At 36.6% G+C, this 15,199-nt stretch carries 13 protein-coding genes and 1 pseudogene; 8 read left to right on the top strand and 6 right to left on the bottom strand.

Translation table 11 applies throughout. The features are described from left to right. The first annotated feature begins 110 nt into the window (after positions 1 to 110). From A9996_RS08720 to clpX, 5 genes are all read left to right on the top strand, one after another. Entirely contained in the window at positions 111 to 878 is a 768-nt protein-coding gene (locus A9996_RS08720) for an alpha/beta fold hydrolase (RefSeq protein ID WP_066433248.1), read from the top strand. Between the two features lie 36 nt (positions 879 to 914). Next, complete coding sequence (locus tag A9996_RS08715; protein ID WP_066433247.1) at positions 915 to 1,262, top strand: phage holin family protein; 348 nt, start codon at positions 915 to 917, stop codon at positions 1,260 to 1,262. A 212-nt stretch (positions 1,263 to 1,474) separates the two neighbouring features. Further along, a complete protein-coding gene (tig, locus tag A9996_RS08710; RefSeq protein WP_066433246.1) occupies positions 1,475 to 2,797 on the top strand; it encodes a trigger factor in 1,323 nt (440 codons plus the stop codon). Positions 2,798 to 2,929: 132 nt separating this feature from the next. After that, positions 2,930 to 3,610 carry an ATP-dependent Clp endopeptidase proteolytic subunit ClpP gene (gene clpP, locus A9996_RS08705; RefSeq protein WP_066433245.1) on the top strand — a complete coding sequence of 227 codons (681 nt, stop codon included), beginning with the start codon at positions 2,930 to 2,932 and terminating at the stop codon, positions 3,608 to 3,610. Between the two features lie 64 nt (positions 3,611 to 3,674). Continuing rightward, the gene (gene clpX, locus A9996_RS08700) at positions 3,675 to 4,907 is read left to right on the top strand and encodes an ATP-dependent Clp protease ATP-binding subunit ClpX (protein WP_066433243.1); all 1,233 of its coding nucleotides are present in this window, start codon (positions 3,675 to 3,677) and stop codon (positions 4,905 to 4,907) included. Positions 4,908 to 5,202: 295 nt separating this feature from the next. On the opposite strand, the gene A9996_RS08695 is transcribed toward clpX, so the two are convergent. Then, positions 5,203 to 6,717, bottom strand: coding sequence for a GH3 auxin-responsive promoter family protein (locus A9996_RS08695; protein WP_066433241.1), 1,515 nt, complete (start codon positions 6,715 to 6,717; stop codon positions 5,203 to 5,205). Positions 6,718 to 6,790: 73 nt separating this feature from the next. Between A9996_RS08695 and A9996_RS08690 the strand changes: the two genes are divergently transcribed. Continuing rightward, positions 6,791 to 7,585 carry a DUF2797 domain-containing protein gene (locus tag A9996_RS08690; RefSeq protein ID WP_066433239.1) on the top strand — a complete coding sequence of 265 codons (795 nt, stop codon included), beginning with the start codon at positions 6,791 to 6,793 and terminating at the stop codon, positions 7,583 to 7,585. Between the two features lie 214 nt (positions 7,586 to 7,799). Beyond that, complete coding sequence (locus A9996_RS08685; protein ID WP_066433237.1) at positions 7,800 to 8,036, top strand: hypothetical protein; 237 nt, start codon at positions 7,800 to 7,802, stop codon at positions 8,034 to 8,036. A 31-nt stretch (positions 8,037 to 8,067) separates the two neighbouring features. Here A9996_RS08685 and rpsU read toward each other — a convergent pair whose 3' ends face one another. The 4 genes from rpsU to A9996_RS08665 all read right to left on the bottom strand — a co-directional run bounded on the left by rpsU (position 8,068) and on the right by A9996_RS08665 (position 12,824). Beyond that, complete coding sequence (gene rpsU / locus A9996_RS08680; RefSeq protein WP_066433236.1) at positions 8,068 to 8,262, bottom strand: 30S ribosomal protein S21; 195 nt, start codon at positions 8,260 to 8,262, stop codon at positions 8,068 to 8,070. Between the two features lie 33 nt (positions 8,263 to 8,295). Next, the gene (locus A9996_RS08675; RefSeq protein ID WP_066433235.1) at positions 8,296 to 9,159 is read right to left on the bottom strand and encodes a sigma-70 family RNA polymerase sigma factor; all 864 of its coding nucleotides are present in this window, start codon (positions 9,157 to 9,159) and stop codon (positions 8,296 to 8,298) included. A gap of 179 nt (positions 9,160 to 9,338) precedes the next feature. Beyond that, positions 9,339 to 11,999 (bottom strand): AsmA-like C-terminal region-containing protein, encoded by a 2,661-nt coding sequence (locus tag A9996_RS08670; protein ID WP_066433234.1) that lies wholly within the window; start codon positions 11,997 to 11,999, stop codon positions 9,339 to 9,341. A 120-nt stretch (positions 12,000 to 12,119) separates the two neighbouring features. Next, positions 12,120 to 12,824 (bottom strand): queuosine precursor transporter, encoded by a 705-nt coding sequence (locus A9996_RS08665; RefSeq protein WP_066433232.1) that lies wholly within the window; start codon positions 12,822 to 12,824, stop codon positions 12,120 to 12,122. Positions 12,825 to 12,972: 148 nt separating this feature from the next. Between A9996_RS08665 and folK the strand changes: the two genes are divergently transcribed. Beyond that, a complete protein-coding gene (gene folK, locus A9996_RS08660) occupies positions 12,973 to 14,124 on the top strand; it encodes a 2-amino-4-hydroxy-6-hydroxymethyldihydropteridine diphosphokinase (RefSeq protein ID WP_066433346.1) in 1,152 nt (383 codons plus the stop codon). Positions 14,125 to 14,304: 180 nt separating this feature from the next. Here folK and A9996_RS08655 read toward each other — a convergent pair. Further along, positions 14,305 to 14,843 (bottom strand): annotated as a pseudogene (locus tag A9996_RS08655) (RNA methyltransferase). Positions 14,844 to 15,199: the final 356 nt, after the last annotated feature.

The raw sequence follows: 15,199 nt of genomic DNA, 5'->3' as shown, positions 1-15,199 counted from the left end.
TTTTCAGTTGGCATAAATCATTCGTTAATTATACGTCACCCGTCACCCGTCACCCGTCACCCGTCATCCGTCATCTGTCACCCGTCATAAACAAAAAATCATAAATCATCATGAATCTCCATTCCACTATTTTAGGCGAAGGCCAAGCTTTTATTTTTCTCCACGGATTTTTGGGCATGAGTGACAATTGGAAAACGCTCGGCACACAATTCAGCGAAGAAGGTTTTGAGGTGCATCTCATTGACCAACGTAATCACGGACGGAGTTTTCACAGCGATGAATTTAACTATGAGGTGATGGTTGAAGATTTGAAACGCTATTGTGACCAACATCAGCTATCAAATATTGTGCTTTTGGGTCATTCCATGGGAGGAAAGACAGCCATGTTATTTGCGGTTGAATATGCTGAAGTGGTTTCTAAATTGATTATAGCTGATATTTCACCGCGCTATTATCCAACCCACCATGATGATATACTCAAAGGCTTGTCTGCTTTAGATTTCACGACGCTTAAAAGCAGGGGCGCGGCAGACGATGCGATGAAACGCTATGTGCCCGATGTTGGAACACGACAATTTCTGCTTAAAAACTTATACTGGAAAGAAAAGGGAAGGCTTGCCTTACGGATAAATCTTGAGGTTTTGAAAGAACAGGTCAATGAGGTTGGAGAGCCATTGCCAATGCATGCTAAGTTTGAAAAAGACACTCTCTTTTTGCGAGGGGACCGTTCAGAATACATCTCACCACAAGATGAAAGTTTGATTCATTCCCATTTTCCAAAAGCAAAAATAAACACGATCTCTAATGCGGGACATTGGTTACATGCTGAAAATCCCACGGATTTTTATGCAGAGGTTCAGGATTTCTTGACACATTAATGGAAGGTTTGTTATCTTTGAAAAAACAAAACAAACATGAATTTAATTATCAGATTACTTTTAACAGCTATTGCCGTGGTGGTTTTGGCAAAATTCCTTCCAGGAGTTGAAGTTGCCGGCTTTACTTCAGCCATTATAGTAGCTATTGTATTGGCGGTGCTCAACGCTATTTTAAAACCAATTTTGGTCATTTTGACCTTGCCCATTACAATCCTAACGCTTGGGTTATTCTTATTGGTGATCAATGCCTGTATCATTCTGTTGGCAGATGAATTTTTGGGTGGTTTTGAAGTGAATGGTTTTTGGATTGCACTGTTGTTCAGCTTGCTCTTATCGTTTTTGCAATCCCTGCTTTTTTCTTTGTTGGATAAAGACAAAAACTAGTCTATAAATCAAGTGTTTAAAAACTTTGTTGGGATTTAAAAATTGTTTAATTTTGCATCCCGAATTTTTAGTGAAACAAGTGATTTTAATTTGTCTATTTAGCGTAGATGTTAAACACGCAAGTTGAACTCGTCCCGATTTTTATGAGGGAAATATTAAGATGAAATTCCAAAATAGAAAATAAAACGCCTTTAGGCTTTATTAATTATAATATGAATATTACAAGAGAAAACATTGACGCATTAAATGCTGTAGTGAAAGTAGATATTGCTAAAGAAGATTATAGCGATAAAGTAGAAAAAATCCTTACAGATTACCGTAAATCAGCTAACATCCCTGGATTCAGAAAAGGCCATGTGCCGATGACCATGGTAAAAAAGCAATACGGGAAAGCTGTGTTGGTTGATGAAGTTAACAAGCTTTTACAGGACGCCCTGAAAAAGTATATGACCGAAGAGAAATTGGACGTTTTAGGTAGCCCGTTGCCAAAATCTCAGGATGATCTTGATTGGGATGCTGATTCTTTTTCATTCGAGTTTGAATTGGGCTTAACGCCTGAATTTGAAGTGGAGCTAAAAGGTAAAAAGCCAATTACACAATACACTATTGTTGCTGATGATAAAATGATTGACGGTCAAGTAGAGCATATCCGCAAGCAATATGGCAAATTGATCGCTCAGGATGAAGTTACAAAGGATTCAGAAGTTACAGGTATTTTTGTAAATGAAGAAAAAGAAATCAATAATAAAGCAACATTTACCTTAGACAAAATCAAAAGTAAAACTGCTGAAAAATCATTGCTTGGAGCTAAAGTTGGTGATGTCATCACTATGAAAACCAAAGGTTTGGTTAATGACGATCATGATTTGATGAGCTTTTTAAAAGTAACCCATGATGACATCCATGATTTGGATGTAGAGGTTACCTTTACTGTAGAAGAAATCAATACTAGAGAATTGGCCGATTTGGATCAGGAGCTATTTGATAAGTTATTTGGTAAGGATGTTGTAACGTCGGTAATTGAATTGAAAGCTAAAATAAAGGAGGATTCTGAAAAGCAATTTGGACAACAAGGTGATCAAAAATTCCTGAACGATGTTACTGAGCATTTGGTTGAGAACACAAAATTTGACCTTCCATCATCCTTCTTACAAAAATGGATGCAAACGGCAGGTGAAGATCAACTGAATGCAGATCAGGCTAAAGAAGAGTATGAAAATTCTGAAAAAAGCATGCGTTACCAATTGATCGAAGGTAAGTTGATTGAAAAGTATAAGTTGCAAGTTTCTTTTGATGACCTAAAAGACTTTGCCAAAGAAATGATTAAGGTGCAAATGGCTCAATTTGGCCAAATGGATCCTCAAGATAAAGAATTGGAAGATATTGCGGCACGTATTTTGTCCAATAGGGATGAAGTAAAACGTTTGTCAGAGCAATTGATGAGCCAAAAATTGTTGGAACTTTACAAAAAAGAAGCGAATCTTAAGGTGAAGGAAATTACCTATGACGATTTTGTAAAAGAGTTTTACAGCTAATAATTCTAAATTAAATCGTTATCTTTAGAGCGTAAACTGTTAAGTTTTACGCTTTTTTTTGACTACTTGGTAGTCATCTAAGTATCCCAGCAAATATGGGGTTTTCACGAATTTAAGAACTAAAAAATATTTATGGATTACGGACAAGAATTTGAAAAATTCGCAATAAAGGATCAAGGCATTAGCAGTACGTATTATAATCAAATCATGAACAGTATGTATCCTGTTGGTTTGACGCCAAATATTATTGAAGAGCGTCAAATGAATGCAGTGGCTATGGACGTGTTTTCTAGGCTGATGATGGATCGTATTATTTTTATGGGTACAGCCATTAATGACCAAGTCGCTAACATTATCCAGGCGCAATTGTTGTTTCTGGAAAGTACTGACGCATCTAAGGACATACAAATCTACATTAACTCTCCAGGAGGAAGTGTGTATGCAGGTCTTGGTATTTATGATACCATGCAGCTTATCAAACCTGATGTCGCCACCATTTGTACTGGTATGGCAGCGTCAATGGGTGCTGTTTTATTATGTGCAGGAGAGAAGGGAAAACGCAGTGGATTGACGCATTCTCGCGTCATGATCCATCAACCCTTGGGTGGTGCTCAAGGTCAAGCTAGTGATATTGAAATTTCGGCCAGAGAAATTGTCACCTTAAAGGAAGAGCTTTACAAAATTATTGCTAAACATTCAGGGCAGGATTATGAAAAAGTATATAATGATAGTGACAGGGATTATTGGATGAAAGCAGACAGGGCCAAAGAATACGGCATGATCGATGAAGTTTTATCTAGTAGCAAAAAATAATAATTTCGAAACTTATCAGTACTGATATTATTTGAAATTTGAATAAATGAGGAATTAAAGAGTTATGGCAAAGGAAGAATTAGAATGTTCGTTTTGTGGTAGGAAAAAGCCAGAAACCAGTTTGTTGATTGCAGGATTGGATGCACATATATGTGACAGGTGTATAGAGCAGGCCCATGGCATTGTTTTGGAAGAATCAAAACAGAGTGGGAACTCAGAGCTGTCGTCTGAATTGATGCTTAAAAAACCTATGCAAATCAAGAATTTTCTTGATGAATATATCATAGGTCAAGAATACACCAAAAGGGTAATGTCTGTTGCGGTTTATAACCATTATAAAAGGTTATTGCAACCCGCAACTAATGACGATATTGAAATACAAAAGAGTAATATCGTGATGGTCGGACAAACCGGAACAGGGAAAACCTTAATGGCTAAAACCATTGCAAAAATGCTCAATGTGCCTTTGGCCATTGTTGATGCAACGGTATTGACAGAAGCAGGCTATGTAGGTGAAGATGTGGAAAGTATTTTGACGCGCTTGTTACAAGCAGCAGATTACAGTCTTGAAAAGGCCGAAAAGGGAATTGTATTTATTGACGAGATCGATAAAATTGCTCGTAAAAGTGATAATCCTTCTATAACCAGAGATGTTTCTGGAGAAGGTGTACAGCAGGCCCTTTTGAAATTATTAGAGGGTACTACGGTTAATGTGCCACCAAAAGGAGGTCGTAAGCACCCTGACCAAAAGTTTATTGAGGTCAATACTGAGCATATCCTATTTATTGCAGGTGGTGCTTTTGATGGGATTGAGCGTATCATTTCCAAAAGACTGAACATGGCAGCCATTGGCTATAAAGCCGCATCTCAGGAAGATGTGATTGATTCCGAAAACTTATTGCAATATATCATACCAAAAGATTTGAAAGATTTTGGCTTGATTCCGGAAATCATTGGGCGTTTGCCGGTGTTGAGTTATATGGATCCTTTAGATGCGAAAACCCTAAGAGCAATCTTAACGCAACCAAAGAATGCAATTATCAAGCAATATCAAAAGTTGTTTGAAATGGATGATATCAAATTCAGTATAACAGATGGCGCTTTGGACTTTATAGTCGACAAAGCAATTGAATATAAATTGGGAGCAAGGGGTTTGAGATCTCTTTGCGAAGAGATTTTGACAGATGCCATGTTTGAATTGCCAAGTGGAAAGGAAACAAAACTCCACGTCAATAGAGAATATGCTGAAGATAAGTTAGACAAAACTACCTTAAAACGTTTAAAGGCGGTCTCCTAAAGTTTGATACATCTTACAAAAAATAAAACCACTCTTTTCAGGGTGGTTTTTATTTTTTTGGATTTAAAAACTAATATTGCAGAAACAATGCTTTGAATATCTTTACAATAGAAACCTATCGTTTATGCCTTTTGCGTTTATAAATACGCCACAATGTACAGTACCTTATTGATAACTTGGACGTAAATATAGTAGCATATTTGTAAGATAAAAACTACTGTATATGTTTTTAGATAAACCTCACTTTATTCTCGTTATAAAAATGTAAAATGTTAATTTTTCCGCTAAAGTACCGTTACACATTCAACTTCAAAAGTGCATCCATATAGTGGCGGGTGTTAGAAAGTCGAGGTACTTTATGTTGCCCACCAAGTTTGTCCTGTTGCTTCAGCCAATCATAAAATAAGTGATGTCTTGCAATATGTATTTTAGGGCTGTTAAGTGTGATATTATTGTAACGTTTGGCTTCATAGTCTGAATTTAATGACTTCAAAGCGTTGTCCAATAATTCAGTAAAATAATTAATGTCTTCTGGGGGTGTTTTAAATTCAATGATCCATTCATGCGCGCCCTTATCTCTACCGCTCATAAAAATAGGTGCCGCGGTATAATCTATAATTTGCGCTTTTGTTTTTTTGCATACCTTTTTTAAGGCGTCTTCTGCATTTTCAATGATCAATTCTTCACCAAATACATTAATATGATGTTTAGTGCGCCCACTTACCTTAATGCGGTAAGGATGTAATGAAGTAAACCGTATGGTGTCTCCAATTTTATAGCGCCAGAGTCCTGCATTTGTGGTGATGACCACTGCGTAATTTTTGTTCTTTTCAACGTCTGCCAACGGAATGATGCGCTGCTGCGGAGTTCCATAAACGTCCATAGGTATAAATTCATAAAAAATACCATAGTCCAACATCAGCAGGAGCTCGCTGGAGCTGTTCTGGTCCTGAATAGCGAAAAAGCCTTCAGAGGCATTATAAATTTCGTAATACCTAAAATCTTTTTTAGGCAAGATGGCCTTGTACTGATCTGCATAGGGCAAGAAGCTCACACCACCGTGAAAATAAACTTCCAAATTTGGCCAAATGTCCAAAATGCTCTGCTTGTTTGTGGTTTCCAAAACAGTGTTCAAAAGCACCAACATCCAAGAGGGGACCCCTGCAAGACTTGTTACCTTTTCATCTATGGTTTCATTAACAATTGCTTGCATTTTGTATTCCCAGTCGCTCATCAACGACACTTTGCTGCTAGGGGTACTGCTATATTCAGCCCAGAAAGGCATATTATCAATTAAAATAGCAGACAAATCTCCAAAAACAGTGCCGTTTTCCTTGTAAAGTTCCTTGCTGCCACCAAGCCTTAAACTCTTTCCTGTAAACAGTTGGGAGTTTTCATTATTATTGAGGTACATACACAATAGGTCTTTGCTGGCAGCATAATGACAGTCTTCCAATGATTCATAACTAACAGGAATAAATTTGCTTTTAGCATTGGTAGTACCACTGGACTTTGCAAACCATTTGATGGGTGTTGGCCAAAAAATATTGTTTTCGCCCATACGGGAACGTTCAATATTGGCCTGAGTGTCTTCATATGAGGTGATGGGAAGTCGGTCTGCAAAGGTGCGGTAATTTGAAATACTTGCAAAATCATATTTTCTGCCAATTTCGGTGTCTTTTGCAGTAATCAAGAGATCTTGAAGCAATTCATTCTGTACTTCATTGGGGTATTTTAAAAACAGTTCAATTTGGTGAAAACGCTTTTTCAAGAACCATGAAGCAATAGAATTTACTAATGGAATTGGCATATTTATAGTATCTTTAATGACTAAAAATAACACTTTTTTTAAATAAATTCTTCTAAATAAAATTTTTAAATAAATGACGTACCAAGGGGTCTTGACCAAAATGGCAACCGAGTTTTCACAGCCGATCCAATACTACCTAATGTTTGAAAATGACTTCATCAATATGAATCAATTGTTGGATAAAACCATTACGATTCAATTTATTGGATACCAATGTCTCAACTGTTCGCTCAACAAACCGATCTACAGACAGGGATATTGTAAAAGTTGCTTTTTTGATATCCCCCAAGCCGCAGATTGGATCATACGGCCAGAATTGAGTACCGCACATTTAGATCAAGAAGACCGTGATTTGGACTTTGAAAAAAGGGTACAGTTACAACCTCATGTGGTGTATTTGGCAAATTCCAGCAATGTTAAAGTGGGTGTCACTAGAAAAAGTCAGGTGCCCACACGATGGATTGATCAAGGAGCGCATGAAGCTATCGAAATTGTAGAAGTTCCCAATAGGTACTTGGCAGGCATAACTGAAGTCGCGCTTAAAGATTATGTAGCTGACAAGACCAATTGGCGCACCATGTTAAAAAATGAGATCGTTGATGAAAACTTAATAGAATGGCGCGATCGGTTGCGACAATATATTCCTGCAGAAGCCTTGGATTATTTTATAGCCAGCAATTCCGAAACCCATATGGAATTTCCTGTTTTACAATATCCTGAAAAACCAAAAAGTCTCAGTTTGGAGAAAATGCCGCTCTATCAAGGCGTTTTGAAAGGAATTAAGGGTCAATATCTCATCTTTGAAGATCAGACCGTTTTTAATGTTAGGGGGAGTGAAGGGTACGTCATTTCGCTTTCAGTTTCTTAATGAAAGCTGTTAACAATACTTTACGATTATAAGTTTTTTGAAAGAACAGATTTGTTGTATTTTAATACAGTGTAATGAGAGTGTCAAGTTAGATTGTGCCATTCACAATGACGCCAAGTTATTACAATGAAAGCTTTATATTTCCTCATAGATAAGATTCCTGATAAGTAAAAAGCGATCTCAAAATAAATTAACCTATTAAAATATAAGAATTATGAAAATTTCGGGAATGTTTTACGTTGCTGTTACCACGTTGCTGCTGGTGACCTTAACAATTATGGTAGCCATGGATATATCCTTTACATGGGTGTTTTATGTTACCATTTTAGGACAAATACTTGTTGCAGTCATGGTCTATAAAGTATTGAAGGATAATTATACCACAGACAAAACTTTTGACGATTTTTATGAAGACCATCCTATTGGAAAACAGGAAATCACGTTGCAATAACGTGATTTCCTGTTTTTAAAGTAAGAAGAGACTACATTTCTTCCTGATCTCTTAAGTTTTGAATATACGATGCTTTTTGTAGTTGTCTTCTTCTCTTCACTGAAGGTTTCGTGAAGTATTGATTCTCTCTCAAATTCTGCATCACTTTCACATTTCTGTGTTTACGTTTGTAACGTTTAATGGCGCGTTCGATGTTCTCGCCTTCTTTAATTTCAATTCTTAACATAGATAATTATTAGAGTATATAATGTATTTGAGTCTATCCCAAATACGTTTTTAAAATTTTACTTTTTGACGTATGCTTCAATCTTCTGATTCCTTTTTCCCTTATTTGACGTACACGTTCTCTTGTCAGATCAAAAGTTTTCCCAATCTCATCCAAGGTCATTGGCGGTTGATTGCTCAAACCAAAATTCAATCTAATCACATCACTTTCTTTTTGGGAAAGCGTGCTTAACGCTCTGTCAATTTCCAAACTTAATGACTCTGTCATTAAATTTCGGTCAGGGTTTGGAGAATCTCCAGAAGAAACCACGTCATACAAACTTGAGGTTTCACCTTCTTTCAGCGGTGCATCCATTGATATGTGACGTCCAGAATTCTTCATGGATTGCTTCACATCCTTGACCGTCAATTCCAATTCTTTCGCTATTTCTTCAGCACTTGGCGGACGTTGATGCGCCTGTTCCAAAAATGAATAGGCCTTATTGATCTTATTGATCGAGCCAATTTTGTTCAAAGGTAATCTAACTATTCGAGATTGTTCTGCTAAAGCTTGAAGAATTGCTTGACGAATCCACCATACAGCATAAGAAATGAACTTGAAACCTCTGGTTTCATCAAAACGTTTCGCTGCTTTTACTAAGCCAGCATTGCCTTCGTTAATTAAATCAGGTAAGGTCAGTCCTTGATTCTGATATTGTTTAGCGACAGATACAACAAACCGAAGATTAGATGTGGTAAGTTTATCTAGAGCTTCTTGATCTCCTTTTTTGATACGTTGCGCCAATTCTACTTCTTCATCTGCTGTAATTAATGGCAGTTTACTAATGTCTTGTAGGTATTTATCAAGGGATTTTGATTCTCTGTTAGTAACCTGTTTTGTAATTTTTAATTGCCTCATCTAGTCTCTATTGTTTTTATGTATGTTAACCCTACATTATAACTATTTAAATGACAAAAGCAAATAAACTTACATTACTTTAACATAATTGGCTAATTTATTTTAAATTGCAGGTTGTTTTTGTCTGTTTCGATGAAAAATCAGCATTTTTTTATAGACCCAAACAGGTACTCGTGTTTTTAATTGACACTGTCCTTTTTCTTCTTTCTGGAATTAAAAATGTCTTTTAGAGTATTTTTAATCACTTCGCCTTCTTTGATTATACTGTCCTTTTTAATAGGGAGCGTTTGCGTATTTATTTTGGTCGAATCATTTGTTGATGTTGACGTAGGGTTCTGATTGGCGTTGCCTCCCAATACATTGCCCAATAAATCTTTAATTTTATCGGTACCCTTGCCAATCAACTTTTGTTTTTCAATCTCAATCAATTGTTTTGATAAATTGGACACGCCACTTGTCAAATCAGTAGATACTTTCGGACTCATAAATGAGCCAGAGATATTGGCCGTAACAGGAATGGTAATTTTATTGACCTCATTATCATTGATTTTACCAATAAGTCGGTTGATGTCACTTCCCAGATATTTTGCGGGAACATTAAACATGGCGTTATAAGACATTGTTTTGTCAAAGCCATGAGCGCCAGAAACCACGATCCCTATATCTTTATAAGTGAGATTGAATGGTTTAACGTTAACCTTACCATTGGCAAATGTCAAATTGGCTTTTAAGTCGTTCAGGTCCAATTTCCCAAAGTCGATAAAGCTCAACGCACCTTCCAATTTTGAAAGTAGCGGGCTAGCGCTTTCATCAATGTTGGTCGTTAACAATTCAGCAATGGCCGATCCTGTTATGGTGTTCATGTTAGGTGAGAACTCCTTATCCAAGGTTCCTGATATTTTTATGTTGCTATTCAATTTACCTTTAAGTGCTTTTGCAATAGGTGCCAAGTTTTGCAACAATTCAAGATCAGTAAAGGATTGTGAAATGTCAAAACTGTTCATGTCCAAATTTAAATTGAAGGACGGTGTGTCCGCTTTTGTGCTGACACTTCCAGAAACAGCCAAAATCCCGTCAAATATACTTGAGCTCAAATTGCTGATGGTGGCCTGTTGGTCTTTGATGGTCAGAACGCCTTTCACGTTTTTCAGATTGAGGTTGTCATAAATTACCGTATTGGCATTGGCAGTAATAGTACATTCCAAAAATTCAGGAATTTTTAAACCTTCCGTTGTAGTGGCTGCTTTTTTTGACGTCTCTGCAGTGGTGCTTTCCGTTTCTTCAGTCATAAAATCATTCAGCGCCAAAGTATTTGAATTCACATTGAAGTCCCCTTTCAAATTCACTTTCTTGCTCAACATAAAACCAATTAAATTAGTGATGGTTCCCGTTGCTGAGAGATCACTTTGTCCTGTTTTCGCATTAAAGCTATTGAGGGTAACGGTAGATGGGTTAAAGGTCATATCTGCTTTTAAAATATGCAGCGGCTGGTTCATGGCATCTGAAGTAAATACCAAATTACTGATGTTTGCATTACCTGAAGCTTTGATTCTGTCGTAGGCATTAGTTTCAATTGCGTTCATATCAAAAGCTGCATTCAACTTAGCTCTAAGGATGCCACTCAATTCATTTTCCAACTCTAGCGGGTAGGCCTTGGTGAGGTTTGCTAAATTTAAAGTGCCGTCCACATCTGCATTGACCAACATATTTCCGGTAAGATTTTTAATCAACGCGGAAGATTTAAATACATCACTGTCTATCTTAAAATTCAAGGTGTTAATAGCCACATAGGTGTCATCAACATTGCCTGTCTCATTTTTGATTTCTGTATCAATCACAATATTTTCAACGCGCTTAGGCAAATCGGGATATTTAAAAGAGGCATTCTCTGATTTGATGCTGATATCCAATGTCGGAATCGTAGTTTCCGTGACCTTACCTTTAATAATGCCATTAATGTTGAAATTACCTGTAGTTTCAACATTATCCAAATTTTTGGAATAGGCTTCTGGAATAACGGCTAAAAAGTCTTTAAATGAAGAGCCAGTATTTTTGAAAGATAAATCAATGTTCTGTCCTTCTTCTATAAGTTGAACAAATCCGTTAAATTCAATCGGCAATTGATTGATAAGTGCCTTGTTTTCTTTAAAAGTATATTTCTGTGCACTCAAATCCATGTCAATCAGCGCATCCAATTTTACATGGTTATTGTTCAAATAATTGATGCTATCCATGGTTAAACTCACATTGGCTTCAGATTTTGTGTCCAATTCAGAAATTTCACCAGTAAATGTGCCCTTTCCTGTGTGGTTCAATTCCGTAATATAAAACTGTAGATCAGCAGGAACATCAATATAAGTCAAAGCACTGTTTTTGATGCTGTAATCTTTGATGTCGAAAGAAAAACTAGAGGCAGTAGTGTCTTGTGGGTTTTCACTTTCCTTTACAATATCATAGTTGACATTTCCAAAAGCGTCGGTTTTTAGAGTCAATAACGCTTCATTGACATTGATAGAGTTCACAACAATAGCCTCATCAGCTGATTTGAAGAGTTCCTTGACTGACATTGTAAAGTTGATATTTTTTGCAGTGGCAAAAGTTTCGTCTTCAAAGGGTTTGAAGTTGGTAATCACCAAATCACTCACTTCAACGTGTGCCTGCGGAAAACTTCTGAACAAGCTCAAGCTTACATCACTAAACTCCACATTGGCGTTCAAGTTTTCATTGATAAAATTTTTGACCACACCTTTAATTTGCGATTGAAAAATAAAAGGCAACGCAATTAATAGAACAATAATGATCAATAAGGTAATTCCGGCGATTTTGAAAAACTTTTTCATTGAATAATTTAGTTTTTACTTTCAAAATATTGAAAGACAAATAGGTTAATGGGGTTATATACGTAAAGTTTGTTTTAAAAGATGGGCGACTGTTAAAGTTTAATAAAAAATTGGCAATTTCTAAAGCAACTCAATCTCCTCATTGGTTTTGAGGTTAAAACGTTTTTTAAATAGATATACGCCAAGATACAAAAATGGGGTATCAAGAATGGCAATGATCACTTTAAAAATAAAACCTGCGGCAACCAGTCCTGAAAATTTGTCCCAAGCAATGATGTTGAATGAGCATAGTAACGCGACAATGGTAAAGGTATCCACAAACTGCGATAAAAATGTTGAGAAATTGTTTCTGAGCCATAAATGCTTCCCTTTGGTCAATCGTTTCCAAAAATGATAGATTTGAATGTCTATGAATTGCGCAAACAAATAGGCCATCATACTCGCTCCCACTGCAATTGCCGTGTTGCCAAATACGGTTGAAAACATGGCGTCGTCAACATATGACCATGGTGTGGCGGGGACAATGTTTGCAACCAGGACGATGCTTAAAGAGAAAAGCGAAGCGAAAATACCCACTACAACCACTTGGTTGGCGCGCTTTTTACCATAGATTTCACTGATTAAATCGGTAATCAGGAAGGTGATGGGATAAGGTAAAACGCCTACAGAAATTTCAAATAGTTTGGTGCCAAAAATCTCAATATCCAAAGGGTACCAATAAAAGAATTTTTGAAAGATAAGATTCGAAACCACTAGAGAGGTGATAAACAAGGCCGCCAATAGTAAATAGATTTTTTGCGCTGCCAGTTTGTCTTTTAATGTCATAAGTATAAATAGGTCCGTAGGTTAAACTTGGGTAAAATTAATTATAAATTCTTTTTAAATTGGTGCTCTTCAATCAACTTTTAAAATAATTTTTTCAAAGAAATTATATGACATTGTGATTTTGTTTTCTTTATTTTTGGCGTTGATTATGGACCACCCTCATAAAGTTTACATCGCGCTTGGCAGTAATAAAGGCGACAGATTGAAACATCTGCAAGACGCTATTGATCTCATTTTTAAAAAAATTGGAAAAATCAATAGCATCTCAAGGGTTTATAATACGCCCGCTTTGGGCTTTGATGAGTCCACAGCTCCAGATGATTTTTTAAACAGCTGTATTTTTATTGAGACTTATTGTTCTGCTGATGATGTGATGCAGAAGCTACTGGATATTGAAACGGAACTTGGGCGAACTCGTCATTCCAATACTGGTTTCGAATCCAGAACCATTGATCTGGATGTGCTTTTTTATGATGACAGTGTAATGGCCTCGCCATTGATCACCACGCCACATCCACAACTGCACAAGCGTAAGTTTGTATTACAACCTTTACATGATATTGCACCAAAAATGATGCATCCCACGTTTGGAACATCGGTGTCACAACTTTTAGAAGTTTGTGAAGATGACAGTGCCATTGAGCCCATCAATATTTGGTTGAAAAACCCCATGAAACAGTATAATTTTGGTGGCTATAATTATATTGCGATAGAAGGAAATATTGGCGCCGGAAAAACAAGTCTGGCTCATCAGATTTCCTCTGATTTTAATGCCAAATTGATTTTGGAGCGTTTTGCAGACAATCCGTTTTTGCCAAAATTTTATGAAGAGCCACAGCGTTACGCCTTTACTTTGGAAATGTCATTTTTGGCTGATCGGTACCAGCAAATTAGTGATGACTTATCGCAATTGGATTTGTTTAAAGATTTTATGGTGAGCGATTATGATATTTACAAGTCGCTTATATTTTCTAAAATAACCCTTCCGGAAGATGAGTTTCGACTGTACAGAAAGCTTTTTTATCTGATGTATAAAGACATTGCCAAACCAGATTTGTATGTGTATTTGTATCAAAATACGGAGCGGTTGCAAACCAATATCAAAAAGCGCGGGCGTGATTATGAACAGAATATCCAAAACGATTACCTGGAAAAAATCAATGCGGGCTATTTGGAGTTTCTAAAAAATCAGACGGAACTCAATGTAAAGATCATTGATATTTCAAATCATGATTTTGTGGAAAATAGAGAAGATTATTTGTGGATTTTGGGGGAGATTTGTGAAGGAAGGGAAGCTTGAAGGACGAAGCACGAAGCGTGAAGTTTGATCCAATTGGATTATTTCATATTTAGGGCATCCAAACACACGACTTTTTCTATTGTCTACCGAAAAAGAAATATGCCTTCTCAGAAAATCACTTATATATTCAAATACTCTCTGCGTCTCAGCGACTCTGCGAGCCAACTGTACTTCATGCTTCTAACCTCGAGCTCCAAGCTTCGAAAACAAGTCCCAAACCACCACCCCGCAACTCACTGAAATATTCAGGGAATGCTTGGTTCCAAATTGCGGAATTTCCAAAATCACATCACTCGCACTCACTACATTTTGAGCCACACCTTTCACTTCATTGCCAAATACCAACGCGTATTTTTGATTGGGTTGAGGTTTGAAATCGTTAAGCATGGTCGCGTTTTCGGCTTGTTCAATAGCGGCCACAATGACGTTTTGTTCTTTTAATTTCTCAATCACCTCCATGGTGTTTTCGGCATATTCCCAGTCCACCGTTTCCGTACTTCCCAAAGCCGTTTTGTGAATGTCTTTATGGGGCGGGGTTGCAGTTATACCACACAGATAAATTTTTTTCAACCAAAAACGCATCACTGGTCCTGAATACAGAGCCAATATTATTTAAGCTTCTGATATTGTCCAACACAATAATTAAAGGCGTTTTTTTAGTTCTCTTTAAATTCTTCAACACTCAATCGATCGAGCTCGCTATTTTTTAATTTTCGCATTTTAGTTATGTGTTTGTCACTCCCTAATTTTAATCGCTTTGGAGAGAGATGTTTTCTATTTTCGCCACTAATTCACGAATAACTATGTAAAATATTATCTAAACTCAATCTTTAATAGACATCAATAAACCTAAAAGAGTCTGTATAAAAGCGAATGCCAAATAGAAAATATTCGTGTATTCGTGGTAATTTTAAAATCGTAAATAACTTTGCCCCACTAATTCACGTATAACTATGTAAGGATTTATCTAAAGTCAATCCTCAATAGACATCAATAAACCGAAAAAAGTCTTTATAAAGCGAAAGCCAAATAAAAAATATTCGTGCATTCACGGCAATTTTTCAGTGTTAAAATT

The organism is Gelidibacter algens, assembly GCF_001678675.1.
In the GTDB taxonomy this organism is placed as follows: Bacteria; Bacteroidota; Bacteroidia; order Flavobacteriales; family Flavobacteriaceae; genus Gelidibacter; species Gelidibacter algens.
The sequence above is the reverse complement of the archived record's forward strand: the minus strand, read 5'-3'. Positions and strand labels throughout refer to the sequence as shown.